This is a genomic window from Paenibacillus selenitireducens (genome assembly GCF_002021565.1).
GTDB classification, from domain to species: Bacteria; Bacillota; Bacilli; order Paenibacillales; family Paenibacillaceae; genus Paenibacillus_K; species Paenibacillus_K selenitireducens.
The window spans coordinates 84,803-111,102 of record NZ_MSZX01000001.1 but is presented as its reverse complement, the minus strand read 5'-3'; the positions used below and the strand labels follow the sequence as shown (position 1 = coordinate 111,102).

General features: G+C 45.3%; 23 protein-coding genes and 2 pseudogenes. 9 read left to right on the top strand and 16 right to left on the bottom strand.

Annotation, left to right across the window (positions count from 1 at the left end):
• Nucleotides 1–113: 113 nt before the first annotated feature.
• A pseudogene (locus BVG16_RS00540) lies at nt 114–251 on the top strand (erythromycin esterase); the annotation flags it as partial.
• A gap of 172 nt (nt 252–423) precedes the next feature.
• Here BVG16_RS00540 and BVG16_RS00535 read toward each other — a convergent pair.
• The 6 genes from BVG16_RS00535 to BVG16_RS00515 all read right to left on the bottom strand — a co-directional run bounded on the left by BVG16_RS00535 (nt 424) and on the right by BVG16_RS00515 (nt 6,845).
• On the bottom strand, nt 424–1,761 hold the full coding sequence (locus BVG16_RS00535) for a DRTGG domain-containing protein (RefSeq protein WP_078496579.1): 1,338 nt from the start codon (nt 1,759–1,761) through the stop codon (nt 424–426).
• Nucleotides 1,762–1,845: 84 nt separating this feature from the next.
• Complete coding sequence (locus BVG16_RS00530) at nt 1,846–4,596, bottom strand: Ig-like domain-containing protein (RefSeq protein ID WP_158081587.1); 2,751 nt, start codon at nt 4,594–4,596, stop codon at nt 1,846–1,848.
• 72 nt (nt 4,597–4,668) lie between these two features.
• The gene (locus BVG16_RS32675; protein ID WP_158081586.1) at nt 4,669–4,821 is read right to left on the bottom strand and encodes a hypothetical protein; all 153 of its coding nucleotides are present in this window, start codon (nt 4,819–4,821) and stop codon (nt 4,669–4,671) included.
• A 6-nt stretch (nt 4,822–4,827) separates the two neighbouring features.
• Nucleotides 4,828–5,130 (bottom strand): hypothetical protein, encoded by a 303-nt coding sequence (locus BVG16_RS00525; protein WP_078496576.1) that lies wholly within the window; start codon nt 5,128–5,130, stop codon nt 4,828–4,830.
• 178 nt (nt 5,131–5,308) lie between these two features.
• On the bottom strand, nt 5,309–5,644 hold the full coding sequence (locus BVG16_RS00520; protein WP_078496574.1) for a YlbF family regulator: 336 nt from the start codon (nt 5,642–5,644) through the stop codon (nt 5,309–5,311).
• 34 nt (nt 5,645–5,678) lie between these two features.
• Nucleotides 5,679–6,845, bottom strand: coding sequence for a DUF445 family protein (locus BVG16_RS00515; protein WP_078496572.1), 1,167 nt, complete (start codon nt 6,843–6,845; stop codon nt 5,679–5,681).
• A 175-nt stretch (nt 6,846–7,020) separates the two neighbouring features.
• On the opposite strand from BVG16_RS00515, the gene BVG16_RS00510 reads away from it, so the two are divergent.
• The 6 genes from BVG16_RS00510 to BVG16_RS00485 are packed head-to-tail and all read left to right on the top strand — an operon-like array spanning nt 7,021 to nt 13,728.
• On the top strand, nt 7,021–8,379 hold the full coding sequence (locus tag BVG16_RS00510) for a YheC/YheD family endospore coat-associated protein (protein ID WP_078496570.1): 1,359 nt from the start codon (nt 7,021–7,023) through the stop codon (nt 8,377–8,379).
• A 14-nt stretch (nt 8,380–8,393) separates the two neighbouring features.
• Complete coding sequence (locus BVG16_RS00505; protein WP_078496568.1) at nt 8,394–9,524, top strand: YheC/YheD family endospore coat-associated protein; 1,131 nt, start codon at nt 8,394–8,396, stop codon at nt 9,522–9,524.
• A complete protein-coding gene (locus BVG16_RS00500) occupies nt 9,521–10,894 on the top strand; it encodes a YheC/YheD family endospore coat-associated protein (protein ID WP_078496566.1) in 1,374 nt (457 codons plus the stop codon). Before BVG16_RS00505 ends, BVG16_RS00500 begins: the two co-directional genes overlap by 4 nt.
• Nucleotides 10,895–12,004 carry a YheC/YheD family endospore coat-associated protein gene (locus tag BVG16_RS00495; RefSeq protein ID WP_078496564.1) on the top strand — a complete coding sequence of 370 codons (1,110 nt, stop codon included), beginning with the start codon at nt 10,895–10,897 and terminating at the stop codon, nt 12,002–12,004.
• Between the two features lie 41 nt (nt 12,005–12,045).
• Nucleotides 12,046–12,513 carry a GNAT family N-acetyltransferase gene (locus BVG16_RS00490; RefSeq protein WP_078496562.1) on the top strand — a complete coding sequence of 156 codons (468 nt, stop codon included), beginning with the start codon at nt 12,046–12,048 and terminating at the stop codon, nt 12,511–12,513.
• A 6-nt stretch (nt 12,514–12,519) separates the two neighbouring features.
• On the top strand, nt 12,520–13,728 hold the full coding sequence (locus tag BVG16_RS00485; RefSeq protein WP_078496560.1) for a YheC/YheD family endospore coat-associated protein: 1,209 nt from the start codon (nt 12,520–12,522) through the stop codon (nt 13,726–13,728).
• Nucleotides 13,729–13,793: 65 nt separating this feature from the next.
• Here BVG16_RS00485 and BVG16_RS00480 read toward each other — a convergent pair whose 3' ends face one another.
• From BVG16_RS00480 to BVG16_RS00455, 5 genes are all read right to left on the bottom strand, one after another.
• A complete protein-coding gene (locus BVG16_RS00480) occupies nt 13,794–14,918 on the bottom strand; it encodes a YheC/YheD family endospore coat-associated protein (protein ID WP_144027248.1) in 1,125 nt (374 codons plus the stop codon).
• Nucleotides 14,827–16,281 (bottom strand): YheC/YheD family endospore coat-associated protein, encoded by a 1,455-nt coding sequence (locus BVG16_RS00475; RefSeq protein ID WP_078496558.1) that lies wholly within the window; start codon nt 16,279–16,281, stop codon nt 14,827–14,829. The genes BVG16_RS00480 and BVG16_RS00475 overlap by 92 nt, the downstream gene beginning before the upstream one ends.
• Before the next feature lie 178 nt (nt 16,282–16,459).
• Nucleotides 16,460–18,745: an accessory Sec system translocase SecA2 gene (gene secA2 / locus BVG16_RS00470; RefSeq protein ID WP_078496556.1), complete on the bottom strand. Its 2,286-nt coding sequence runs from the start codon at nt 18,743–18,745 to the stop codon at nt 16,460–16,462.
• A 443-nt stretch (nt 18,746–19,188) separates the two neighbouring features.
• The gene (locus BVG16_RS00460; RefSeq protein ID WP_078496552.1) at nt 19,189–19,734 is read right to left on the bottom strand and encodes a M15 family metallopeptidase; all 546 of its coding nucleotides are present in this window, start codon (nt 19,732–19,734) and stop codon (nt 19,189–19,191) included.
• 339 nt (nt 19,735–20,073) lie between these two features.
• Entirely contained in the window at nt 20,074–20,685 is a 612-nt protein-coding gene (locus BVG16_RS00455) for a CPBP family intramembrane glutamic endopeptidase (protein WP_078496550.1), read from the bottom strand.
• 258 nt (nt 20,686–20,943) lie between these two features.
• Between BVG16_RS00455 and BVG16_RS00450 the strand changes: the two genes are divergently transcribed.
• Both BVG16_RS00450 and BVG16_RS00445 read left to right on the top strand, forming a co-directional pair.
• Nucleotides 20,944–21,780, top strand: coding sequence for an Rpn family recombination-promoting nuclease/putative transposase (locus BVG16_RS00450; protein ID WP_078496548.1), 837 nt, complete (start codon nt 20,944–20,946; stop codon nt 21,778–21,780).
• Nucleotides 21,781–21,799: 19 nt separating this feature from the next.
• Nucleotides 21,800–22,174, top strand: a pseudogene (locus BVG16_RS00445) (Rpn family recombination-promoting nuclease/putative transposase); the annotation flags it as partial.
• Between the two features lie 154 nt (nt 22,175–22,328).
• On the opposite strand, the gene BVG16_RS00440 reads toward BVG16_RS00445, so the two are convergent.
• The 5 genes from BVG16_RS00440 to BVG16_RS00420 form a co-directional block, all read right to left on the bottom strand.
• Nucleotides 22,329–23,141 (bottom strand): polysaccharide deacetylase family protein, encoded by an 813-nt coding sequence (locus BVG16_RS00440; protein WP_332888750.1) that lies wholly within the window; start codon nt 23,139–23,141, stop codon nt 22,329–22,331.
• Between the two features lie 20 nt (nt 23,142–23,161).
• Nucleotides 23,162–24,010, bottom strand: coding sequence for a carbohydrate ABC transporter permease (locus tag BVG16_RS00435; RefSeq protein WP_078496544.1), 849 nt, complete (start codon nt 24,008–24,010; stop codon nt 23,162–23,164).
• 19 nt (nt 24,011–24,029) lie between these two features.
• On the bottom strand, nt 24,030–24,899 hold the full coding sequence (locus tag BVG16_RS00430; RefSeq protein ID WP_078497233.1) for a carbohydrate ABC transporter permease: 870 nt from the start codon (nt 24,897–24,899) through the stop codon (nt 24,030–24,032).
• 15 nt (nt 24,900–24,914) lie between these two features.
• The gene (locus BVG16_RS33030) at nt 24,915–25,361 is read right to left on the bottom strand and encodes a hypothetical protein (RefSeq protein ID WP_078496543.1); all 447 of its coding nucleotides are present in this window, start codon (nt 25,359–25,361) and stop codon (nt 24,915–24,917) included.
• Nucleotides 25,362–25,883: 522 nt separating this feature from the next.
• Nucleotides 25,884–26,264: an S-layer homology domain-containing protein gene (locus tag BVG16_RS00420; protein WP_158081585.1), complete on the bottom strand. Its 381-nt coding sequence runs from the start codon at nt 26,262–26,264 to the stop codon at nt 25,884–25,886.
• Between the last annotated feature and the right edge of the window lie 36 nt (nt 26,265–26,300).

The window sequence follows — 26,300 nt, the reverse complement described above, 5'->3', positions numbered from 1 at the left end:
CATAATTAAGGTCTCCTGTGTCCGTTCATTTCTCGTTGCGTTCCCTGCAACCTAATTTGATTTCGGCAATCTCTCGAAAAGTTACAAATTCTAGATAGTGAGAAAAACCTCTAGAGCACCATCCCATTTTCGCTGGAATAACTACCGAAGGTCCCGACATCCCAACAACGGTTGATGTATCATTAGGTAAATCATTTGACATCCTTGTTCAAATTCAACAAGTGAGTCCATCTCAACTGGAGGGACTATGATGCGTCACTGCTAGAACAGTTCGACATCATTTTCCATATCCGTGAAACAAGCCCTTCCCAATTCAAAGGAATAGAATGATTTATTTAAATATACGAAAAGCGTGTTTTGAACAATCTGTTCAAAACACGCTTTTTCTAATGGCTCTTTGATGAAAGAGATAATATGTTACCCTCACGCACCGTCAAATGCTTGTGCGGTAACCATGGCTTTACATACAATCTGATCATCTTGGCTGACTTTCACATCCAGCTTACAGAAGCGTCGGCTCACTTCGATCATTTCTACACGAACAACAATTTCTTTCTCAATCGGAACGGGGCGAAGGAAATAGACGGTCATATTCTCCACCACATGATCCCCCCGCGGGAGGTCTCGAATCGCACGATAAGCCGCTTGCGTCACAATGGTCGAAAACACCCCTTTGGACAGCGTACCAATGTGGCTCGACATTTGCGGCGTGATCACACCTCGAAAGAACAAGCGGTTAGAATCATCCCGATCTTCTTCAAAATGGCTCCAAATCAAATCGTCAAAGGTCTCGCCGAGCTGCGGGAGCTTCTGTGCATCCCGTAAAGCTTGCAGAACCTGCTTGCGCGATGCCGTGGAGATAAGTTTGCGATTCCGATCCACAATCGGAAGCACTTCGATCCCTTCCCACGCCATCATATGTGCGGCGGAGGCCAAGGACGTACTCATCGAGACCGTGATCGGACTGCGCGTATAATGTTTATCGATCGTCGAATCAGGCGATAAACCGGAAATATCTTTCGATGTAATCATCCCAATGACATGGTTCCACTCATCGATGACGGGGAATCGAGACTGTCCCGTCGTGTCCCGCATCAGTTGAAAATCCCGAATCGTACTCTGGGCCTTCAAGGCATTCACTTTCGCATCGAGCGAAACGATATCTTCAATAAGCATAATTTTCTTTTTGATCAATCGGTCATATATGGCGCGGTTAATCAATGTGGCAACCGTAAACGTATCATGCTTCGACGAAATAATCGGCAGGTCGAGCGCATCGGCGATCAACTTCACTTCCCGGCTGGCATCGAATCCCCCGGTAATCAGAATCCCCGCTCCTTGCTTCAATGCAAGACGGTGCGCACTCTCTCGGTTACCGACAATTAATAGACTGCCCGCGTCAATGTATCCGATCATATCCTCGAGCTCCATGGCGCCGATGACATATTTGTGCAGGGGTTTCACGAGCCCTTTGCTCCCCCCAAGCACATGTCCTCCGACGATTTTCACCACTTCTTCATAGGTCAATTGTTCGGACATGTGACGCCTTGAAGCTTTATCCACCCGAATCGTACCAATCCGATCCTTCGTCATCACGTAACCGATATTCTCGGCTTCCTTCACGGCACGGTATGCCGTACCTTCACTGACATGTAATTCTTTTGCCAATTTCCGAACTGAAATTTTAGAGCCGATCTTTAAGCCTTCGATATACTGTAGCAATAATTCATGCTTCGTCAGCGCCTCTTCATGAATATCCACGCTGTGTCACCTCTAGTTCCGTATCTGTACTATAACTCCATTATAGCATTCGAAGGCCTTTATTACACGCTAAATCCGATAATCTTATTTGATTCGAAAGGGAACCGATTCCTGGAGTACGTTCACATGATTGATATCTGTAATATGATCCGCTCCCGCATCTGTTACAGTAATCGATCCGTAAGCGCGCTTGAAGTATGATTTCGGCAGCGATAAGCGTATTTCTTTGTCATTCACGAGCTGTCCGGCATCCGGTGTAATCGTATCCCCATTGATCTTGATCTCAAAATAATTCGTTTGATTCGAATATCCTTGAATGGCTTCGCTAAACACAAGGACAAGCTTCGCGTCCTTCACATAGGCATCATCGATGTAAGGTGCAGTGTGTTCTTTCCCCTTCGCTTTAAATCCAGCTTCGTTCGCCCCTTTTCCTTCATCAAAGCCTTTGCCTTCATCATCAACAATTTTCCCTGCATCCCGCTGGTAAATTACCTTATAGCTCTTGTTATACGTTAACGAATCCAATTGATCGGCGAAAAGGTGGATATACAGTTTCGTACGGTCTTCGGAGACCTCGAACGTAGCATTCTCACCCTCTTTGAGATCCACGATCTTCCTATCGTCATTAGTCCACAAGCTATAAGGTCCTTTGGCTGCGTTCTTCACAGGTTCGCTGAAGGTTACTGCGATATTATAAGGATCCTCAGACGAAATGTTTGCCATGCGCGGAGCCGCATTGTTATTGTTATTGTTATCGCCAATTCCCTTGAAATACACGGTATAAGGATTCGCCCCATCCGTCACCTTCATCGCATTCCAACCGGCTGCGTCCGTCACGGCCCCCGTGAAACGGAGTGCGTAATTGGTGTTCCACTGCATCGGTGAATCCAGATACAAGACAACGCTATCGACCACCTTATTACGGTTATTCACCGATTCCGAGGCAATCGATACATATTCGCCATCTTTCGTTTGCAGGATAAAAGCGTCTTTCGAGATATTGCGAACAGGCTTACTGAAGAGCACTTGAACAGAACGCGAATCTAACGCTTTAATCTCTCTAACCGAAGGAACATCATTCACCGCATCTGTCCCAGCAAACGATTTTACGTTGGCATTATTCCGCGTATTCAGCTTCGGTAAGCCATATACCGATGCTTCGATTAAATGCTGTTCACGGAATAGATTCGGATTCGATTGATCCGCGGTACGATATTGAACACGAATCGTTTTGCTGTCCTGCAGCGTCACATAGGATTGCCAGCCAGACATGGACACGGAAGCACCGTTGTCACGATTCACAATCAAATTAAATTGGGAAAGGTCATTGGCCGTAATCGCATTATTGAGCCGAATTTCAAGTGTATTCCAATTCAACGACCGAATACTCTGCACATATAACGAATAATTAACATCATTGTTGACGCCGGTAAAATTCACTTTTGTCGGGTTCTTGATCGCATTCCCTGCAAGATCTTTAATATTTTTTAACGTAAGTGTGTATGCTTTTCCATCTTCTTGGTCTGCAGTGGTTAACGTGACCGTCTGGTTCGTGTCGTTATAATCCAACCGCGTTGGGTAACCTAAATTCCCATTGATCACGTAATTCGCCACATTTTCAGCCGAGTCGCGATCCAATCGTTCACTGAACCATAACGTAACACGGTTGGTATCTGACGTTATTTTCTTCACTGTTGGAGCGGATTGGTCTTCATCACCGAACGTATACGTGACAGGATCCAACGTATTCCCTGCTAAATCGGTAATGTTGTATGCTACGAACGTATATTTCGTTTTCGCGTTTTGTTCGTTCGTCTGAATGGTGACCGTTCGACCGTCATTCGACAGCTCTGCGCGGTACATATACAGACCATTGTTGACGCCGTAATTTTTCAAATCCGTTGCAGAACTTGCATCAACAGGCTCTGAGAAGGTGATCGATAACCAATAATTCGAAACAGCATGGAAATTAATGATACGTGGTTTTGTTGTATCTACCGAGAGGGAAACGAATGATTTCGTCGTATCATCCACCGTTAAAATATATTGCGTTGCGCTTTCTTGCGGATCGGTTACAATCTCAACCTTTTTACCGTCTGCGCTTAGCGTGGCTTGTCGGATAATTAACTTCGAACTTCCGTAGGTTTTGCGGATGGTGATATTGTCAGGCTTCAGCACGGAAACGGGTTCATCCAATGTGAGGATAATCTTGGTATTGGAGATGACATCTAATGATTTCACATGCAATGGTTTATATTCTGGCGTGGACATCTTCTGATAGGCGGCATAGGTCGCATCGACGAGCAGCCCGCGGGTTGCATTCCCGGTGTAGTCATACATGATCGGAATAATGCCCTTGTCAATGGCTACCGCTACCGCGGATTTAGCCCACGAAGACACTTTGCCGCCGACCCCGTTATTGCTGCTGCCCTCCGAGCCATAAGCACGCACCAAGATGGTAGCTAGCTGTTCTACCGTAACCGGTGAACCCGGTTGGAATTTGCCGACGCCCATCCCTTTCATTAAGCCCGCTTCCGTTACAGCCTCGATTTCCCCATAGGACCAACGGGTTTTGAGCACGTCATTATAGCTTGGCGGTCCAGACACATCCTTCAATTCCATCAGTCGGAACAATACGGCTGCAAATTGCTCGCGGGACATTTGCTCATTGAGCCTTGCGCTGCCATCTGTAAATCCCGTGAAAATCCCTTTGCCCTTTAATACTTCAAACTTGTCTTGCGTTGTAAGTGAAGTGCCTGCACCTGATACAATGCTAGAGTAACATGCTGAGGTCAGCATCAATGTCATGACGAGTGAAACCCATTTTTTTCGCATGTGTATTCCCCCATATCCCACTGGTTTGAAATGCATGGATATAGACGTCATAATTCTCATAAAGTTGCAGTTCTAGAGACCCAAATATTTTTTGACAAAAACACCGAAAACCCGCACCGTTCCTCGACAAATAGCTTCCGAGAAAACGACAGCGGCCGACTCTCCGATAGACGGAAAAGCGGCCGCTGCAGTATTCATGTATTCCATTTTCGAACGATTAAACATGTGATATTACCTTCTAGATTTGCTCTTCACGGTTGCTCGACGTTCCAATGTTTGGGTCATTTTCTGCTGCCATTGCAGCCTGCGATAACGACGAAGCCGTTGAATCTTCGCTTCTTGCTTCTCACTCGCGATCAGAAGGAAATGAAGCTGCGATGCAATAATAAGCAAGGCTAACACAAGCCAAGCGATGACGAATGCCGTTCCTTGGGACCAAGAGAGCAGTACGTTCAGCTTCGGCCATGCGAATAGGAGCATGCCCAATGCGATCCCTAAATAAATGACGGATTTCGCTAAATTCCATGTACGCATACAACCCACAACTCCTTTGTATGATTGTCCTATTCTAATGACTATGCCTACACACACCCAAATATGACATCATCCAAAGGGGCAACAGGGCAACTTTTGATCACGAAGTATATCTAAGAAGCTAATTCGGCATCGAATCTTGCGTTCATCCTCAAAAGTCCGATACTCATGTAGCGTTTTATTGATAAAGGAACTCTAGGTTTTGCAAGACGATCTTGTTCACATCTTCAATAATGACGCTCAGACGACGCTCAGCATCAAACAACTTGCTAATATTCGGGATCATTTGGAGCACGTCGAATAACTTCTCCATCTTCTCCATCTCTTCTTGATCCGGCATTTCGCCAGACATCATCTTTTGCTGCATTTGCGTCTGACGAAGACGGAAGTCATCCAACATTTGTTTGCTTTCTGCATCCGCATTGATTAAAGTCATCATGCTTTTTACTTCTGCTACCTCAGGACATTCTTTCAATGCTTTCGCTAATTCATGAGCCTTATCGTACACATTCATGATTCATATCTCCTTTATCCATTCCATTATTCGACTAACCTAACCACAGCATGAAGATCGCCTGGAACAACCCAATCAGCCCGCCTAGCAGAGCACCTAACCAAGTGATGGCTTGAAACTCTCGACCGGATACGCTAAGAATAACGTGCTCTAAGCGTTCGATAGGGAACCGTTCCACCTGCTCCCGAACAAGTTGAGGCAATTGAATGGCCTTCATAATGTTCGGAATCATCCGCTGCAGTATAGTCAGGAGTTGCTGAACTCCTCTGGGCACGTATACGATGAGACGCTCTTCATATCGACTCACGAGAGACGACACTTGCATCTCTTCTATCTTCTCTACCCAATGTTTCCATTGTAACACGTTCTGTGCTTGACGTGATAACCAAGCTACCCCATCTTCGCCTGTAACTGTCCGAAAAACTTGCTCAAGCGGCAGACTCGTGATTTCATCCATTTTGCGTTCAATAAACTGAGAGACGGCCTCTCGCACTTGTTCAGATTCCAGCTGCTCGACGAGGACGGGTGTCATTTTCTGCACCAATTTCTCTTCATCCATGAACATCGTCGCCATCGCACCTAGAAATCCGCCTGTTTGTCCGACCAATTGGGAAGCAAGCTGGCGGAGCATACGCTGCCCTTTCATCGATGTCAATTCACTACGAACGGCATCTAGAATACCATCCGTCGCTAAATATGACCATTGCTGTTTTAACGCGGGAGACCATCCCGGAATCATCTCATGCAGCGGTTGATCTGCCAGCTCGTATCGATTCCATAGCCAGACCACGCCGTGGTCAACCGCTTGCTGCATCCACAGAATGGCACGTTGTTTGTGCTCTTCCCACGTCTCTTCGGACATGACGCCTAAGGCCATCTCCTTCACAGTACGTTCTTCCCTTGCCATATTCTCTATGTAATGAACCAGCTTCTGTTCCAATGTATTGCGAAAACTGGGTTTCGCAAGCATCTCTTGCAACCCTTCGGCCGTCACCAAATAATCTGCCACGATTTCGCCTAACGAGCTGGCAATCTCATCTTTTCGCTTCGGAATGAGACCCGGCGTGAATGGTACGCGCCATGAGCCCAAATATAGCGCTTTTCTGGGATGAAACAACATTTTAATAGCAAAATGATTCGTCAATCCACCTACAAATGCAGCAACCGCAATACTTACGACAATATATAGCCATGTCGGCATATACATCCCCCTCCTCGTTTGAGATCTCATTATTTTAAATAGCGGGTCAATCACCAAGGGAAATATGTCCTCATATGATGAATCTATGCAGTGTAGTTCAGTAGGTCATTTTCTCTGTTCAAAAGTATGTTCAAGACCTCAAGTCACTTAAGTTGCAGTCGAGAGGAGCTCCACAATGTCTAAGACAAAAATATCGATCCAGGTGACCAGCTCCGGCGTTACACAAGAAGACGTGCTCATGATTGGCGAAAGTACGATTAAACAATGGAAAATCCCGACACATCAATATGTCATGCTACAGTTCGGCTCGTTCAAGGAGCATGTAAAAATCGTATCCGTTCCAAAGTACAATGGACTGCGGATTCAGACGCCATTGGCGCGAAGAATGGGATTGTTCTCAGGTGCTCAGCTTCGATTTCACTTCAGAAACGGAACGCTGCGGTTGGGCCCGCTGATCAGCGTACTCGTTACACGCGATGATCCAGACAACTTGGAGAAGCCTTTTGGTACCATCACATTATTCTGCAAAGAACTTGTTGACGCTTGTCGTTCCCAAGGTGCCTATGTCTATTTCTTTACGCCAGAGCATATCGGTTCGAGCACAAATTCCATACAAGGGTGGGTATACCATGAACGTTGGCAGAAAGTCATGATGCCCATTGCTGATGTCATTAACAATCGGCTAACATCGAGAAAGTTCGAGAACAAACCAAGCGTACAGCAATTTTTAAAAGAAGTAAAATCTCGCTACAATACACAATTTTTTAACGAAAAATTTCTCGATAAGACGGAAGTATTCGATGCGCTTCGAGGCGATCCCGCACTGCAACGTTATTTACCCGAATCACGTCTTCTGCGAAATTACGCCGGATTAAAGACCATGTGCGCCAAATACAGCACCGTGTTTCTCAAACCGGTTCGCGGCAGTCTGGGCAAAGGGATCATTCGAATCAGCCGGCAAGGCACGATGTACCTAGCTCAATACGCCACCATCAACGGAACTAAGAAACTAAGCTACCCCTCCCTGCTTAAGCTCTTTGAAAGTTTATCCGGAAAGATGAAAACGACAAAATACCAAATGCAACAAGGGCTCATGTTAATTGATAATACGAGCCGCCCTGTTGATTTCCGTGCGTTAGTCCAGAAGAATGCCACCGGCAAATGGCATGTCACATCGATTGTGGGTCGCATTGCAGGGTCGAATCACTTCGTATCCAACCTTGCACGAGGCGGATCTCTTAGCACCGTGAAGGAAGCTGTAATGAAATCCAATCTCCCTCAAAGCGTCAAAGGAGAAGCCCATCTTAAGCTGCATAAAGCGGCCTTAGAAATCTCCAAAGGGATTGACACACGAATTCCCGCTCACTTTGGTGAATTAGGAATTGATCTTGCATTAGATACATCCGGTCATGTCTGGCTGCTTGAAGTCAACTCTAAGCCATCTAAGAATGACAATACACCGCTGCGAGAGAACAAAATCCGGCCATCCGTCAAACAGATGATCGAATACTCACGCTTTCTGTCCGGATTTTAAAGGAGTTTGAGCCAATGTCGAAAAACAAAGCTTATAAGCCTACCCATTATCTAGGCGTGATGGTATGCGAGGCAACAGGAACTGTTCCGATTCCCGAGAAATCGTTCTGTCGTCGTTTATGCATCGTCGGACGCAAGCATGGCATCACGGTTTTCGCTTTCTCGCCTACATGGGTAAGGCCCAAGTTAGGTTGCGTAATTGGCTATACGTACTCGCAAAAAGGCTGGGAACGCGGCGTATTCCCCGTTCCAACATTGATCTACGATCGATGCTATTATCCCAATTTGGAGAAGTATCTGGAAATGAAAGCGGCGATTCGTCGTCTCACCGATCAATATGCCGTGAATTTTCTAGGACGCGGTTTAAAAGGCAAGTGGGATGTCTACCAAATGCTGTCTCCGCACGAAGAAATCCGTCCCTATTTGCCATCCACAGCACTCTATGAATCACCAGCAAGTCTGCGGACATGGCTGGAACAATGCGGGGGCGAAGCTTTTCTGAAACCGCATGGCGGCAGTCACGGCAGAAACACACTCTTCATTCGTACGATCGACAATACATTGTCCATCCGCGGAAGGACTTCGAATAACGAAATATTCGACCGCACATTTCGCCAAGAGTCCGTGGGATATCGCTATATCCATCAGTGGATCCGAGCCCGAAAGTTCATTATGCAACCTTATTTGTATTTAAACAACCATCATGAAGAGCCCTTTGATATCCGTTCTCTCATGCAAAAGAATGAATTTGGAGAATGGCAAATGACAGGAATGGCTGTACGTCGAGGAAAAGCAGGCTCACTCACGTCGAACTTACACGGCGGAGGTCATGCAGAACCCGTCGTTCCCTTTCTTGAAAGGGAGTTTGGCGAAGTGAAATCAACAACTCTTATACAGACGATCAAAGAGCTTTCGCAGCGCATTCCCATTCTACTCGAAGAACGTCATGGTAGACTAGCGGAGCTTGGTATAGATTTTGGCATCGATCGCAACGGCAACCTCTGGGTTCTAGAAGTAAACTCCAAGCCTGGACGGTCCGTATTTCAACAGATGAATGACCGAGTGACCGCGTTAAAATCTGTGGAAAATCCGATTTGTTATGCGCGCTATTTATTGCTTCGACAACTTAGGAGGGTCAATTCATGAGTTTAATGGTTTGTAATGTTCATTTTACGCAGCAGCCCGAGAAGGTCGTCTATGTGTCCAATGCCTTAATGAAGGTGTTGAATCTTTCCGGCAAAAAGTCCATTCATCTTCGCTTCGGTAAAGTCTCGACGCCAGCGACCATGAAACCGATTAAGAAGTCGGGCAAACACCTTTACTTGACCTCCGGCCTTCGTAACACCATCCGTATTCCCAAATCCGGCAACGTCCATATTCTTAATGCTCAAACGGATGAAGTCCAGATTGGGCCCTTGATCGGGGTGCTGTCTGATGCGGCAGTTCGTACGTTAACAAGTCCATTCGGCAGCCGAACGGAGTTTATCAAGTCGCTGCTGCGTGAAGGTAACAAAAAGGGATACTTCTTCGCTTTTGCGCCAAGAGATATCAATTGGCAAGATGATACCGTCCTTGGATTCTTTCTGAATGAGTCTGGCGGCTGGTCCCGTAAGACCGTCCCGCTTCCTGATGTAATCTATAATCGCTTACCCAGTCGACGCGCAGAGACAGGATCCACGATAGCCACATTGCGCGAACGATTTATTAAGCGGAAAATCCCTTTCTTTAACTGGAGCTTCTTCAATAAATCCGATGTCTATGAACTATTGAAGGATGATGAGGAAGCCAATCAATTTGTTCCCGAATCCATCATGGGACCAAGCAGCGAAAAAATGAAAGAAATGCTCGATAAACATAAATTCGTCTATTACAAGCCAACAGCAGGCAGCTTGGGTAACGGAATCTATCGCCTTACCCATCACCCGAAAAAAGGCTACTTTGCCCGCTATCGTGCGAAGGGAAGCAATGTGTTACTACGATTCAGCAACTTTAACAGCCTGATGCGCATGCTGCAGGCGCGCCATGGTCGTTCCTTGCGCAACTACGTGATTCAACAAGGCATTCGGTTGATTGAAATTGATCACTGCCCCATTGATTTTCGCTTCCATATGCATAAGAACGGCAATAACGAATGGGTCGTCGTCGGAATCGGCGCGAAAAAAGCCGGTAAAGGAAGCGTTACAACCCATATTAAAAATGGGGGCCAGCTTCTTACACCAGAACAAGCATTAAATAAATCTTTCGGCTTAAGAGCGAATGAAGTGCTGGAACGTGCAAAAGAAATATCCATTAGCCTGGCAGAATCGATTGAGAAGAACTATCCCCATTTGCTAGGAGAGCTTGGTTTTGATATTGGTATCGACGAAGATGAACAGGTATGGATGTTCGAGGCCAATGCCAAACCTGGACGTTCAATCTTCAAACACCCCTCCCTCCGTAAAGAAGGCAGAGCATCACTTATCCACATCATTGATCACTGCATGTATCTCAGCAAATTTCGGAGAGGTGAGAGTTAGATGGAGAGTATCGACCAAGAGGGGACGAAACCGGTCGTCGCTATTCTTACAATAGAAGATGACGAGTTAATGTTTCGGGGGAACCGCGACAATTTTATCGATATTCTCCGGGTAGGGCAGGAGCTGAACTACCCGGTCTATATCGTAACAGTCAAGGACCTGAAGCCGAATATGCCCAAAATCCGAGGTTATACGTATAACTTTGAACAAGAGGTATGGGCGCCGCAATGGTTCCCCCTACCCAATGTCATCTACAACCGCATTCCCCTTCGCGAAGATGAAATGACGCCGGCTGTGCAGAATAAAATTCAAGAATGTTTAGTGCATCCAGATATTAAACTATATAACCCCTACTTTTTCAACAAATGGCAGCTCTTCGAATGGCTCAAAAAATCCAAGTCCACAAAACCGCATATTCCCAATACACATCGACTCACCAAATCCCTGGAGCTCAGTAAATTGCTGCACCGCCATTCCTACCTGTACTTAAAACCGGAGTCTGGAAAAGCTGGCGTAGGCATTATGATGGTCAAATACCAACCGAACCGAACCCTCCCTTTCCGCCTCAAAATACAGGATAAAAAGAAAAGCATTTCCTATAAATGTTCATCGTTACAAAAATTATGGATGCGTATCAAAAAAGAAACCGGCTCTACACACTATATCGTACAACAAGGCATCGAACTCGCTTCTATCGATAAAAGACCCTTTGATCTTCGTGTGCTCATCCAGAAAAATCGAAAAGGGCATTGGGAAGTCACAGGCATTGGTGCAAGGATGGCAGGATCGCTTAGTATTACAACACATGTACCTCGTGGCGGGAGTATCGAAGATCCGGAAAAGCTGCTTATCGCAGCTTTTGGCTTGGATTCTCCCAAACGCATTCTTGCTCGTGCCAAAAACACAGCACTCATCATTGCAAGGCAGTTAGAACGCGGATCAGGATACATGTTAGGTGAAATGTCGATGGATATGGGGGTCGATCAACAGGGTCACATCTGGTTCTTTGAAGCAAACTCGAAGCCGATGAAGTTTGATGAACCTCATATTCGCAAACGTTCCATCGAGCGTATCTTTCAATACAGTACGTACCTTACACGCCAAGCTTAGCTGCCTCAACAATCGAGCACGATCGCAAGGAGGATCTCGGGATGGAAATTCGCGCTATTCGTTCACTCCAGACGGATCAATGGAATGTACTGCGATCACAATGCCTTCGATTTATCACTCAGCACGGTGATCAGCGAATTACCGCAGATGCCATGATCCAGTTGGAATCCGTGACCGAACAACAGCTGCTGGAGACAGGAACACAACTCCTTCTTGCCATTGAGCGAGTTCCGATAGGGAAACCGCGGTTGATCGGGGTATCGTTCGTGAGACATTATGGCGAACAGACTTGCCTGATCGTAGTACATCCTACTTGGCGCGGTATGCATCTCGGTACACAACTCATGAGCGAACAGATATCCTATCTTGGATACCTCACCTGCCAGGTTGCGCTTGATAATATCTCAAGTCTACGTATGTGCTTTCAAGCGGGTCTTACGGCACACCGTCTAACGGAAGGTCCGACGGGAAAACCGACCTTAGCTTTTGAATATGATGCAAGAAGGTGAATCATCTTGTCTCAACCGGTACTTGGTATACTCACGTTGTATTTAAATGAAAATAAACGTCTGGAAGAACGCCCCGTCTATCAGCGCATGATCGCTGCAAGCCATAAGCTGGGCATGGAAGCTTTCGTCTTTACACCGCAAGATGTAGATTCCGATAAAAAGCAAATTAACGGCATGTTCTACAATCCGAAGAAGCGCCAATGGACCCGCCAATGGACTTCATTCCCACACCTCATTTTTGACCGCTGCCGCATACAGAATACGTATCGTTTTCGTGAGCTCCTTCGGTTTCGTGCGCGATACAGCCATTTGAATTTCCTGAACCGCCCGCTGCGGAATAAATGGACCATCTATCAAATGCTGCGCACGAATTCCGAGATTCACCCTTATTTACCTGAGACGAAGCTCTATTCCTCTGCGAATGATGTGCACCAACTCATGAAAAAAGAAAAGCTCGTCTTCCTAAAACCTATTAACGGAACGGGTGGACGCGGAATCCTCCGTATCGAGAAAATCAAGGCAAGAAGCGTTAAGTATGATATTCAAGGACGCGACCATCAACGCCGTATTATTCGCCCTCAGCGGATATCGCCGTCCCTACTTTCCTCAAAGCTGGCGAATTGGAATGCGCGTGATCGTTACATCGTTCAACAGGGGATTGCGATTAAACTGCCGAATGGCCGTGTTCATGATTACCGTCTGCTCGTGCAGAAGAACGGAGAAGGCAACTGGAGTTATACAGGTTGTGCTGGGCGCATCGGACCATCGCGTAGTGTAACGTCCAACTTGCACGGCGGGGGTCAAGCCGTTCCCATGATGAAGCTGCTCCAGGAATGGATTGGAGATGATGAGAAAGTCGATTCCATCCGACTCAAGATCGAGGAGTTAGGCATCGAGACGGCATCTTTCCTTGAGGAGAAATATGGCGCACTCTGTGAACTCGCATTAGATCTTGCCATCGACCGCGAAGGCCACCCCTGGATCTTGGAAGTCAATCCCAAGCCTGCACGGGAGGTGTTCGCCCAAGCTGGGGAGCATGATATCTATCATCAGGCCATTGTAAAACCCATTGAATATGCCCTATTTGTCTATAACACGAAGATCAAAGTCAAATCTAAATTGAAATCTAAATCTAGACGAAGACGGAAGGCACGCGTCTCCACGTTATCCGGTCTCTTCTCGCTTCGATCCATCTTTAAGAAATCTCCCTTGTAAATGAAGGGAGATTTCGCTATGTAAAGGTTAAGCCCTCAAATCCTCGACAGATTCAAGGGCTTATTTTATTTCGATGAATTGTGATTACTTAGGAACATACAATACTGTATCCAGGTACGGAGCGACTTTTTACGAATTTTGGGTTCATCGAACTTCATGGGCTTGGAGTTGGCTTCAAAGAACCATAACCCGCCGTTCGTATCCACACCGACATCCATCGACATTTCCCCTAAAGTATGTCCCGATGATTTCTCAATTTGCTGTGCAATGACGAGTGCAAGCTTCGTCGCATTTTGTTTGATTTCCAATGCTTTATCAACTCCAAATGCGGTTTTCAGCAGCTTCCCGACAGGCTTTATCGAGCCCCCACGCGGCACATGGGTCGTGATGCTTCGCTTCCCCGCCACACGCGCTCCCATACCGGTTAACTCCCAGACATTGTCTCGATTTCGCTGCACAAGAATGCGTAGGTCAAATGGCTGCCCCTTCGACCTTGATAAATCAATTGCTTGCTGAATAATATAATCCTTCCCGCCCATTTGCCTTTTTATGGTCTTCCATGCATCATAAACGCTGAGGTAGACATCCGACACCCTCATGTTTTTATCATGATAGATTAATCGATATTTCGTACCCGTGTCATCGCTGATACGAGACACGCGCATGATTCCTTTGCCTGCTTTGCCATGTATAGGCTTCATATACAGAGACTTAAATTCGCTTAAATAAGTATTCAGCACTTGCATGGAGGTCAACTTATCTGTTTCGGGGATGTAGGATTTCGTTGTTTTCGAGTTCGACAACCATTCATACAAGGTCCATTTATTAAAAAATGATGGATTAAACAAGTGGACGGAGCGATCCAGCAGGCATAATTGAATCACCTTCTGCACTTCAGAAGACTCCTCATACTTACGATATGGAATGCGATTATAGACCACATCCGGACCAGGAAAAGATTTCGTGCTCCACGCTTTTAGATGTTTATCATAATAATGGCCTGTAATTTTCTCTTGTGACAATTTCAAATCCTGGACGGTCGTGACATATACTGTCGCACCCATCGATTTACCTACACGAATTAAATCCTTGAAATTCTTAAAGCCTCCTCGCAACCTTCGACCGCTGTCTTTTGCCGCTAAGATAGCTACGACGGGACGCTTTACCGCTTTTGCCTGAGCGGTGATCATGATCATTCCCTCCTCGTCTAAACTTGCTGAGGTACAAACAATAGTCAAACAGGTTGGTCAGTGTATCCCGTTCTTGCGATTTTGCATCTGGATGCTTGAAGATGGACCGTCCCGGCTTCGAATTGGCCTCAAACATCCACACTTTTCCTGATTTATCAATGCCGATGTCGAACCCGATTTCCCCCAGCAAATATGGATAATTGCGTTCCAGTGCTTTCGCAATGTCCACGGCCGTATTCTTTGCTCTTTGCAATACATTTGAACCATTGGAACCAAAGGCTTGTTGAAGTACCTGCTCCGTATTCATCAGCTTCCCACCGCTTGCTACATGTGTCGTAATGCTGCCCTTCCCCGCCTTCTTCGCTCCGATGGCTGCAACGACCCATTGATTCTCTCCATTCTTCGTCATATGGAACCGGAAATCCACCGGACATTCATCTACTTCAATGAGCGAAATTCCTTGTTGCGCTACATAACGGCTTAATCTTCCTTTTTGATGTCTCAGCAATAGATTCATGACGGCATCAAAGTTCTTGTAACCCACGGCATGGTTTTTGCCCTTGGATCGATATCTTACCGTATATCCTCGATTCGCCGTATGTTGAATACGATATATGCCTAGACCAAGGCTTCCGCTGGAGGGCTTCATATAAATCGTTCCATGTCGGGTTAACATTTCCCTCACATCGGTTCCCGAGGGGCCCATCATCGATTCTGGCACATACTTATTGACGTCATCGCCCTGCAGCAGCTTATACACATCGGATTTATCAAAGAATGTCCAGTTAAATATCGGGATGGAACGGCGTAAGAAACTTTCCTTGAAGCTGTTCATCGCCGTCACCCCTTCGGCAAGCCTGCTCTGCAATCGGTTATACACGACATCTGGCAGTGGAACCTCCTTACGCAGCCATACACCTGATGGGTTCGGAAAAAAACCTGTTACGGTCTCGTTCTCCCAATCCACGTCTTTTGGACTAAACACAAAAAAATAAGACCGATCTTTCCCGATGGCAGCCAATTGCCGAAAAAAACTAGACATGCTCCCAAAAGAATTGGAAACCGACTTAGAACGGGCTGCGAGTATGCCTACAAGCGGCCCGATGCGCACTTCGTCCGATCCTCGAGTCGAGAGAAGGCATTTTCCCCCACGCGGCAGCATCAATTGGGAAGCCACGGAGACGGGTAACTTAAGCAAATGGTCATTCCTTCGAACAGACTTTAATGAAGTGTTCATAGACTTGCTGCCGAAGGTTAGACGTAATTGACGAATGCTACCGATGCCAAGGGTTTGCAGTAATCGGCTGGATACCACGATATCTTTCCCGGGGGCAATTCGTATGTTGCAAGTTGTTGAACTCATCGGTATCCTCCCACACTTCAATGGATATAACAACAGTTTATGGGGAGTCGCCGAGAAGGGTCACAGAATCGGAGAGAATAATGTTCGATATTATTCGATCCAGCGCTTTAGCATTGCCAACCTAAAAAAGAACCCTGAATCCAGGGTTCTGGTGCGTAATTATTGTCGTACAAATCAGCTAAAACAGATTAACTCTGTTCTGAAAAAAACGATCATTTATGATATACGTCCATGTTGCAGATGGAACTTTTAGTTCTGGCACATGCAGATCAAACTCCCCTTGGTCCACATCCATGGAGAAGAATATGTCCACTACCGCAGTTTCAATCTTTTCTTCCAGACTCTCAAAGGCTTGAATAATAAGTCGATTATATTCGTCCAAAGGGTTTTTATGACTTAAGCTCTCTAAATGTATACCTTCCTTGATGTAAGCAACATAATCCAGATAATCTGCCCAGCATTTGTCGATTTGAACCAGCAGCACATACTTTTCTGTTTCATCAACTTTATCCTTGCCTAAGGCGCGACATAATTGTTCGTGCAGTTCCGGTACCCTTGATTCTAAAATCGTTGGCTTTAGGATATTACAGAGCACATCACTCCGTTTTTGAAATAAAATGCTTCGCTGCTGCTCTAGAAGATCGGCGTATCTATTTAATGTTTTTTTGATCTCATAATTTTGCCCGTCTATAACTAGTTGAATATGATTGATCACGCTCTGGATTTTGGGGTCCTTTAGTGGACCTTCCTGATGTAAAGTTTGATATTCCTTAGGAAGCTCTTCCTTCAATCCAAATGTAAGGAGGAAATCATCCTCTAAACTTATCATGAACCGAGACGAACCGGGATCTCCTTGCCGGCCTGCTCGACCTCTTAATTGATTGTCTACACGCAAGCTCCCGTGAAGATTCGTTCCCAGGACATACAATCCGCCGAGTTTTGTCACTCTTTTATATTCCTCAGGATCACCACCGCCAAGAAGGATATCCACTCCCCGTCCAGCCATATTTGTTGAAACGGTGACTGCGCCCATCACGCCTGCTCTAGCAATGATTTCTGCTTCTTTTTGGTCATTTTCTGCATTCAGAACGTTACACAAAATTCCTTTACTCATCAAATCGGCCGCTAGTTGATTGGATTCCTCTACACTAGCTGTCCCGACCAAAATGGGCCGTTTCATCTGATGGACAGACATGATCTCGTTGATGATTGCATTTCTTTTTGCTTCCAGATGCGTAAATATCGTATGTGGAAAATCGACTCTTCTACACGGTTTGTTTGGGGGTATCACAATCAAATCCAAAGCATACGTATCTCTAAACTCATCCGCTGATGACTGTGCCGTTGCGGTCATTCCGCATATTTTTTCATACAAGCTCAAAAAATGCTGCAGCGTCATGGATCCCAGAATTTTCCCACTGGATTGAATCGTTAGTCCTTCTTTGGCTTCCACCGCTGCTTGTAAACCATCAGGCCAATGTCTTTGGTCAGCGATCCGTCCAGTAAACTCATCGATAAGTTGTACAGCTCCGTTTCGAACGATATAATGGACATTTCTCTTTAATAAAGCTTCGGCATGCAGTGCGCAATGAAGTTCAGTCAATTTATCATGGTGTTCAAGTTCGTATAAATTGTCACATTCGAGTAATGCTTCAACCTTTTCCACGCCTTCATCCGTTACATACACATTTCGTTTATTATCGTCCGTATCGTAATCGATACCTTGTACGAGCTGATTCACAATGCGGGTCATATCATAAAAATCGACTCGCGATTCGCCCATTTCTCCTGCAATAACAAGTGGCACCCTCGCCTCATCAATTAAAATGGAGTCCGATTCATCTACCAATACAAAGTGAAGGGGCCGTTGCACCTTATTTCTCTGATCATAGACAAGAGAATCCTTCAAGTAATCAAAACAAGCTTGCTTTGCTGTCAAATAAGTAATATCAGCATCGTACGCGGCCTTCTTTTCTGCCATACGCTGCCCTTCTTGAATACATCCGACAGTAAGACCTAAAAATTGATAAATGGGTCCCATCCATTCAGCATCACGGTGTGCCAAATATTCGTTGAACGTAAAAACATGAGCACCTTTTCCCTGAAGTGCATTCAAATAAGCCGGAAGGACAGCCGATAATGTTTTCCCTTCCCCAGTTTGCATTTCCACCAGGTTACCTTCGCAAAGGGCCATGCCAGCTACCCATTGGACATCAAACAATCGGATTTTCATGAATCGCCACACCACTTCATCGACTAGTGCGGCCGCTTCAAGTAGTAATTCGGTAAGCGGAGTACCATTTAGAGCCCTGAACTTTAACTCCTCAGCATGTCCCTTAATTTCCGAGTCGCTCCAGTTGTTCATTTGAATTTCTTTAATACGCTTTACTTTTTCATAATAGGGCTTAAGTCTGTACGAATTGAACATTGTATTCATTTTTGTGAACATGTTATTTTTATCCATGCGCAAAAAATCCTCCTTCATTGAACCAAACGTTTTCCGTTATTCAATAAGAAAAGAGGATCAAATCGGGCTCCTTGAACATTTGAAATCGAATGAGGATCGAGTCGCTCTCTGTATATACTAAATCATAACATTGTACGATGTGATTTGAGAGGCACACCTTATTAACTTGAAAATTATAAAGAAGTGTCCAAGCAAAAAAACCGATGTTCAAATCAACAATATATAAATATAGAGGGACTCGATTCAAGTCAGGTATGGCATTTTTAGCGTTATAAAAAAGAAGAAAGTATAGGTAAAGCAATAAATTCCCAATACGTTCCATCTTCATGACGCCTCCTAAAAAACGATTTATCAACTGATATACCTACTGCTGCATTAATCACAAAAAGCACCATTTCTATATGAACATCAGATGAGTTTTTTCAGATCCGTTGTTATTTTCAGGCATCCTGTGATTGCTTTTCCGTAAGCGAACCCTTCGGATAATGACCGGATTTCAGTCGACTGATCGTATAGCCAAAGTCCATTTGAAGGTGGGGAAAATCGGGAAACTGCTTCCAATCTCCGCCCCAGCTGAAACCCAGGCCCTTCGCCAGTTCCGCTACCTCCAGCCAATCGGTTTTTCCGTTCTTATTATTATCCCGTTCCATGTCCCACAGCACATTGCCAGCCTTGTCTTGCAAGGCAAAATCAATCGCTAGCCCATAATTGTGATATGATTCGCCACCCTCCGCATTCGTGACAACCTTTCCTTTGGAATCCCGTCCTTGACGATACAGCCGGTTCTGCTCCTCTATACTACGGAAATCAGTGGTTATTACCACGCGGATGCCTTTCTTGGCCGCCAGTTCGACTAGCTCTTTACTTTTTTTCTCTACAGTAGGGTGAAGTCCGACGATAGGTAAGGAATTACGCTGAAAATCGGGTATAAGCCCCAGACCATCGATGAGTCTCCAAGCGGCAAACAGAAGCAGGACCAAAAACATTCGGCGCAACCAGCGCCTTGGCCTCCTTCCATTAGTTAGGGATGAATGCTTGGGGTTCAAATCGTATCGTACAAGTTTTGCTTGCTGCATCATCATTCTCCTTAAGCCATGCGGTTAGTAACATTTCCGTTGCGATATGTTTTTTGCTTCAGTATTATTTTGCATGAATTTTGGGCTCAGATCAAATGGCATACATCTCTGCACATTTGTATTCTGATGAACGTTAACTAGATTCTCACTGGCCCCTCCATTGCATACAAGTAGAAAACTATAGCAATTCGTAATATATAAAAAGGAAGCATCAAGTTTATCAAACCCGCTGCTTCCCAACATACTTCCTTATATTAAACTGAACATTGCGACAAACGACGATAAAGTATTGGCGATTCCATGCAATATCCAGCTGGAGACGATAGAGCCCCCCGATTGCTTTTCGTTGATGTACCCCATCACCCATCCTATGACTCCCGTGAGAACAGTGACTGCAATGGCGCCAGCTACTCCGATAGCTCCGAACAACAGGATTCCATGAAGCAGCCCAAATAGTATGGCCTGTATCGTATTACCAATCATGAATGTAAATTTGCCTATCAACCGTTTACCCAAAAACCCGCGAAAAAAGATCTCTTCTGATAGGCCTGTCTGCACAAAAGCATAGATTAAAGCCGAAATAATGACGGATATGCCTTTGCCCGCGAATTGCGAAGTAGCCATTACGCTGTTGTCTGCAAATAAAGGTATGATCAAATAAGACATGGCTGAAAGTAGCACCGACGTCAATACAAATAGAAAAACAAAGCGTTTCTTGTTATTGACTAAGATTTTCTTCAAGCCGATCCACTGAAAGAACGTGACTTGTTTCCGGGCTGTCATCAGCCACCACATGACCGGAATGATTGAAAACAATGCGACTTGCAATAGTGCACTCACCAGTGAATTGATTGTGTTCATATTGCCTCCTTAAAAGCTCACTTTGATCCAACTAACATACATTATCACAAAGAATATGGAAGCGCTATGATGGATTTTATCATAGATAAAAGCTTTCACAATTGACTAAAATTAGTGTCAAGCTCATTAAGATTTATAATCCTAACTATCGAAAGTACTACTCTATTAAAACGTGAAAGGGCTCATAGCTTTTTCAATTTCTATTTGGTTTAATAGCTTGAAGATGATGATATAATAATTGTATCGGAGCTGGTTGTAATGGAGCTGCTTGACCCCCGAGTGGACTTTGTATTCAAACGAATTTTTGGCAGTGAAAACAACAAAGATGTTTTATTAGCCTTCCTCAATCGGATTTTTACTGAAGCCGGTGAACCGCCGCTGACGGAGATTATCTTGATGAATCCCTACACCGATAAGGACGATCCACTCGACAAGCAATCCATTTTTGACGTTTACGCCAAAACCGTAGAGGGAAAGCTGATTGATATCGAGATGCAGCTTTTCAACAAATACGACATCGAGAAGCGGACGCTGTTTTACTGGAGCAAACGGTACGCCAGTCAGCTTAAGGAAGGCGAGAAGTATCCGCAACTAAAGAAATGCGTTACCATCAACATTCTGAACTATTCATTCTTACTTAACGAAGAATATCATAATGTATTCCACTTGCGCGAAGACCGGACGGGAATATCGCTGGTTGATGACATTGAGATTCACTTTCTGGAGTTGCCGAAGTTAAACGATGCGGTCTCACCTCAAGGCGGTTTAGTTAACTGGTTGTTGTTCTTGAAAGGTACCGATATATCAGAATGGGAGGTGCTGAAGATGAATGAACCGGAATTGAAAAAGGCGATGGACACCCTGCAATACTTGAGCCAGGATTCGGAAGCCCGACGTTTATATGAAGCTCGGCAGAAATATCTGCATGATGAAGCTTCTATGATGGAAGCTGCGAAGCAGGCAGGCTTGAAGGAAGGCTTGAAGGAAGGTAGGCAGGAAGTGGCGAAGAACATGCTTGCCTTGAATCTGGATATGGCGACCATTGCCAAAGCTACTGGATTAACGGAGCAAGAGATCAACGCTCTGATGAAGTGAATTATTAGGGTGCATCCAAAAAATTCACTTTCTGGAGTTGCCGAAGTTAGACGATGCGGTCTTACCTCAAGGCGGTTCAGTTAACTGGTTGTTGTTCTTGAAAGGTACCGATATATCAGATTGGGAGGTGCTGAAGATGAATGAACCGGGATTGGAGAGGGCGATGGACACCCTGCAATACTTGAGCCAAGATTCGGAAGCCCGACGTTTGTATGAAGCCCGGCAGAAATATCTGCATGATGAAGCTTCCATGATAGAAGCTGCGAAGCAGGAAGGCGTGAAGGCGGGGATCGAGGAAGTGGCGAAGAATATGCTTGCCTTGAATCTGGATATAGCGACCATCGCCAAGGCTACTGGATTAACGGAGCAGGAGATTAACGCACTGATGAAGTGAACCATCAGGGGGAGTACCTATTGATCAGGTACTCCCCTTTGTGCTTGCCACTAGAAGTTGCCAAGACCTTTATTTGTATTTCAGGACATTTCCCAAGCACCCGACATGTAATATTTTCTATCACTAAAATCGCAAATATCATACTGTGTCCTGTTTACTCACCTATTGTCGCTGTATGACCAGCGGATACTTTGCAAGGTTCCCCATGTACTGAAATCCATACGTCAATAGCAGAGGGGTTGTAAACACTGGTTTGTGACACGGTGAATCGTAGTTCCTTAAGAGCACGGATATAATCGACAATCTCAATATTTGTTGCATACCATATATCTTGGCGGTTCCCCATTAGATCACAAAAATGTTCGATATCCTCCCAATTGTTGTTGTCATTAAATTCATAGCTGTGACCCCATACATAAAGAAGCTGCATCGAAGAATTACTTGCCTTCTTGTCCAAAAAATCTTTCCCTAACTTCAACATATCCCGATGATGGCAAGTAGGGTGCCATTCCGTCCACTTCGTCGGCAATTCAAAGGTACCATGACTGCGTGTAGTTCTTGAATATTCAATACCCAATCCTGGAAGCATAGCCAACACATTGTCATTATAAGTTCCGTAAGGATAAGACATACCTCTTATCGGATAACCGACCAGTTTCTCCAACTGTTTCCGGTCTTCCAGCAATTGCATCACTACACCTTCCCGAGGGATGATCTCCAGAAATGGGTGCGTGCTCGTGTGAGCAGACACTTCATGCCCCTTGTAGAGATTTGATACTTCATCTGCAGTAACATATCTGTCTTTGCCCAAGAACCCGGAGTTAAGATGGAAGGAGCCTTTAATTCCATAACGATTCATGATCTCAACCAATTGCCGATCATGCTCCCTCCCGTCATCATAACTGAGTGTCATGGCTTTCGACACGCCGCCGGGAAAAAGATTGAGTTGAACGTTCATTACATTCATTCATTCCTTTCCTTACTTCATTATCCCTTAACAGCAGAGCTTGAAAAGCCTTGGATGATGTATTTCTGGCCAATGAAGAATACGACCAGCAATGGCACGACCCCTGCTGTCGCGGCAGCCATCATCATATTGTAGTCCACCCCCGCTTCCAACATAAAATTCTGCATGCCAAGCGGAACGGTGTAAAGCTTTTTATCCAGCAGGAAGATAAGTGCATTCTCATAGTCATTCCAGGTCCATGTAAAGTCAATAATGGCAAAGGTAGCCAATACGGGTTTGGACAGCGGCAGGAATATCTTCATGAATATTCGGAAGTGCCCTGCCCCGTCTATCAAAGCTGCCTCTGATATTTCATGCGGGATACTCATGAAAAACTGCCTGATCATAAAAACACCAAATACGGTAAACAATCCCGGCAAGATTAGAGCCCAATGCGTATTATAAATGTGCATCCATTCAAACATAATGAACTTGGGTACAAAAAGCACCTGCTGCGGAATCATCATCAAACACAGGTATAGCACAAAGATGGCGTTTCTACCTTTAAATTCAATACGGCTAAACCCGTAAGCAGCCAGCGCAGCCATTAAAGGTGCACCGATCATAAGTATCAAGGATATTTTCAGGGAATTCATATAATAAAGAGCGAAGCCATCTCCTGCAGTCCACACCTTAATATGATTGCTTAATACCGGCTCCTGCGGAATCCACTGGATGGGGTAGGTAAAGACATCTTTAGCCTTCTTAAACGAGGTGCTGATCATCCAGATCATGGGCGACAGCAAGAGCAGGCTGGCAAGCACCATGATGATCGTTTTTATTCCTTTGCCGATTCGCTCTTTGACAATTCTGGACAGTTTCAAATTCATGTCATGTGTACCCCTTCCTTTAATAATGGACCCATCTTTTTTGACCTGCCCATTGAATCAAAGTAATGCACAGGATAAGCAAGAACATCGTCCACGATACGGCGGATGCATAACCCATCTCATAGAAACTGAATGCTTTCTTATAGGCAAAAATCGAGAAGACCGTTGTACTGTTGGCCGGTCCTCCTTGTGTAATGGCATAGATCATACCGAATCCCTTGATGGAACCGATAAAGCCGGTAATCATTAGAAAAAAAGTGGTTGGACTAACAAGCGGCAAAATAATCAGACGCAGTAATTGCCCAAACCGCGCTCCATCCATTTTGGCAGCTTCCAACTGCTCCGATGATATTTCTTGCAGAGCGGCCAGATAAATAATCATGTTATAGCCGATTCCTCCTGCAATGAGCATGATCAGCACGGCATACATGGCCGTATCGGGAGATGCAAACCATTTAGGAGGATCCGTGATACCTGCCGCTCTTAGAAAAGCGTTGATAGGGCCGTTGGTTGGTTGGAATAGAACCATCCATACAAATGCTATTGCAATGCCGCTGGTGAAATAAGGAGCAAAGAAAAAGGCCCGCAATGTTTTCTGGAAATATACACGATTGTTCAACATAACAGCGATCAAGAAACCAAAAAGAATGGAAATCGGAACAGGGATTAATACGAGCAACGTATTTTTGACCGATACGGCAAAGAGATCATCTTTCACCATCATCCTAAAATTGTCCAATCCAATAAAATGTGGGGGTTGACCGCTAGCGAATACCCAATCCGTAAACATCAAGTAAAAGGAAAACAAGGCCGGAATCAGCATGAATATAATCATTCCTATCAGATTAGGAGCGATAAATACATAGCCAAGCAGCCGCTGCCGTTTCATCCAACTCACGATGGGTCACCGCCTTTCTCTAAAGTAATGGTAAACAACAAAGGAGAAGCCTGGCGCAAGCCCCCCGACTTCTCCCTTAAATTCAAGCGGCGTTATTTTTTTCAATGCCGCCAAGTTTTCATTATGAACGCGGGCCAATTCCTTAGCCGCTTCTTCAGGGGTCAGTTTTTGAGAGAAAGCATTGTCGTACACGACCTGCTGCTCGGTTCCCATTTTCTTATCCAGCTGACTCAGCCCGAGTGGGAGATTGCCGAACATAACAAGTTTTATAGAATCGATGTCATACGTATCCTCCACACCTTTTAACATCAAATTTACCGCTTGATCTACCAGGAAATCCAGCTTCAGGTTCCCCGCATCATCATTGACAAAACGCACATACTCCACTTGAATATCCGGGTTCAACTTATTCCTGTTATCTACGACTTCCTGCGGACCGTTCTCAGCCTGCACAGCCCCCACATCGTAAGCTTGATTGGATCTTGTTTTGCCGTAGAGCTAGGTGCATTCGATGATGAAGAAGTCGTCCCCTCATTTTTTTGACCACTGTCTGTGCCCCTCCAACCGGACAGCACCATTGGCAGTGCCAAAAGAACCGTCAAACATGCAGTCATCCATTATCTGTTTCTCATCTTTCTAAATAACCTCCCTGCGGATTGTATGTTTTCTTTTCATCCCTACTATATCAGGCAGGGAGCAGGCTCATAAGAGTTGAAACTTGCAGATTGGTAGGACAAAACTTAGATATTGTTTACAGGTTCTCCCAAGTTGTTGTGAAGTCATTGTATAGCATGATTGGCCGTTTCCTACCACTAACTGCTGAACTTCTTGCACAGACCTTTGGTTATTCTCGAATACATCCCATAATACCGGATGGTCATACAAAAAAACTCCGGCTGTCTGCTTATGCAGAAGACAACCGGAATGCTTTTGCTCCCTTTTCATATTACCTGTTGAGCTTACTCCCCATGGCGGCTAACGCTTAAGGGAAATCAACCTTAGAATGGCAATAACCGTTTCTGCCCGTGTTGTGTGTTCTCCCGGATAGAACCGTTCCCCATCCCCTTCTATAACGCCCTTCCTGGCTGCTTCATATACATACCCGACGGCCCATTGCGGGATATAGGCATGGTCCGAGAAAACCTTGGTTAGTTCCGGGCTTTGGCTCCCTGCCTGACCGGATACCGTAACGACGACGTCTTGGTTTGTCGGAGCAGTATTGTAAGGTGCTACGGTAATGACTGTGGTTGGTGTGGTCTCGTCCGGGGCGTGCAACTCACTTGTGAGCTGCACGTGGAAGTGGGTGCTGGTGTGTATCCCGTGCGAGTTTTTGCAACGCCCTGAAAGTAGCAACATACCGGAATCCCTGAGTCGGGATCCCGGTATGTTCAT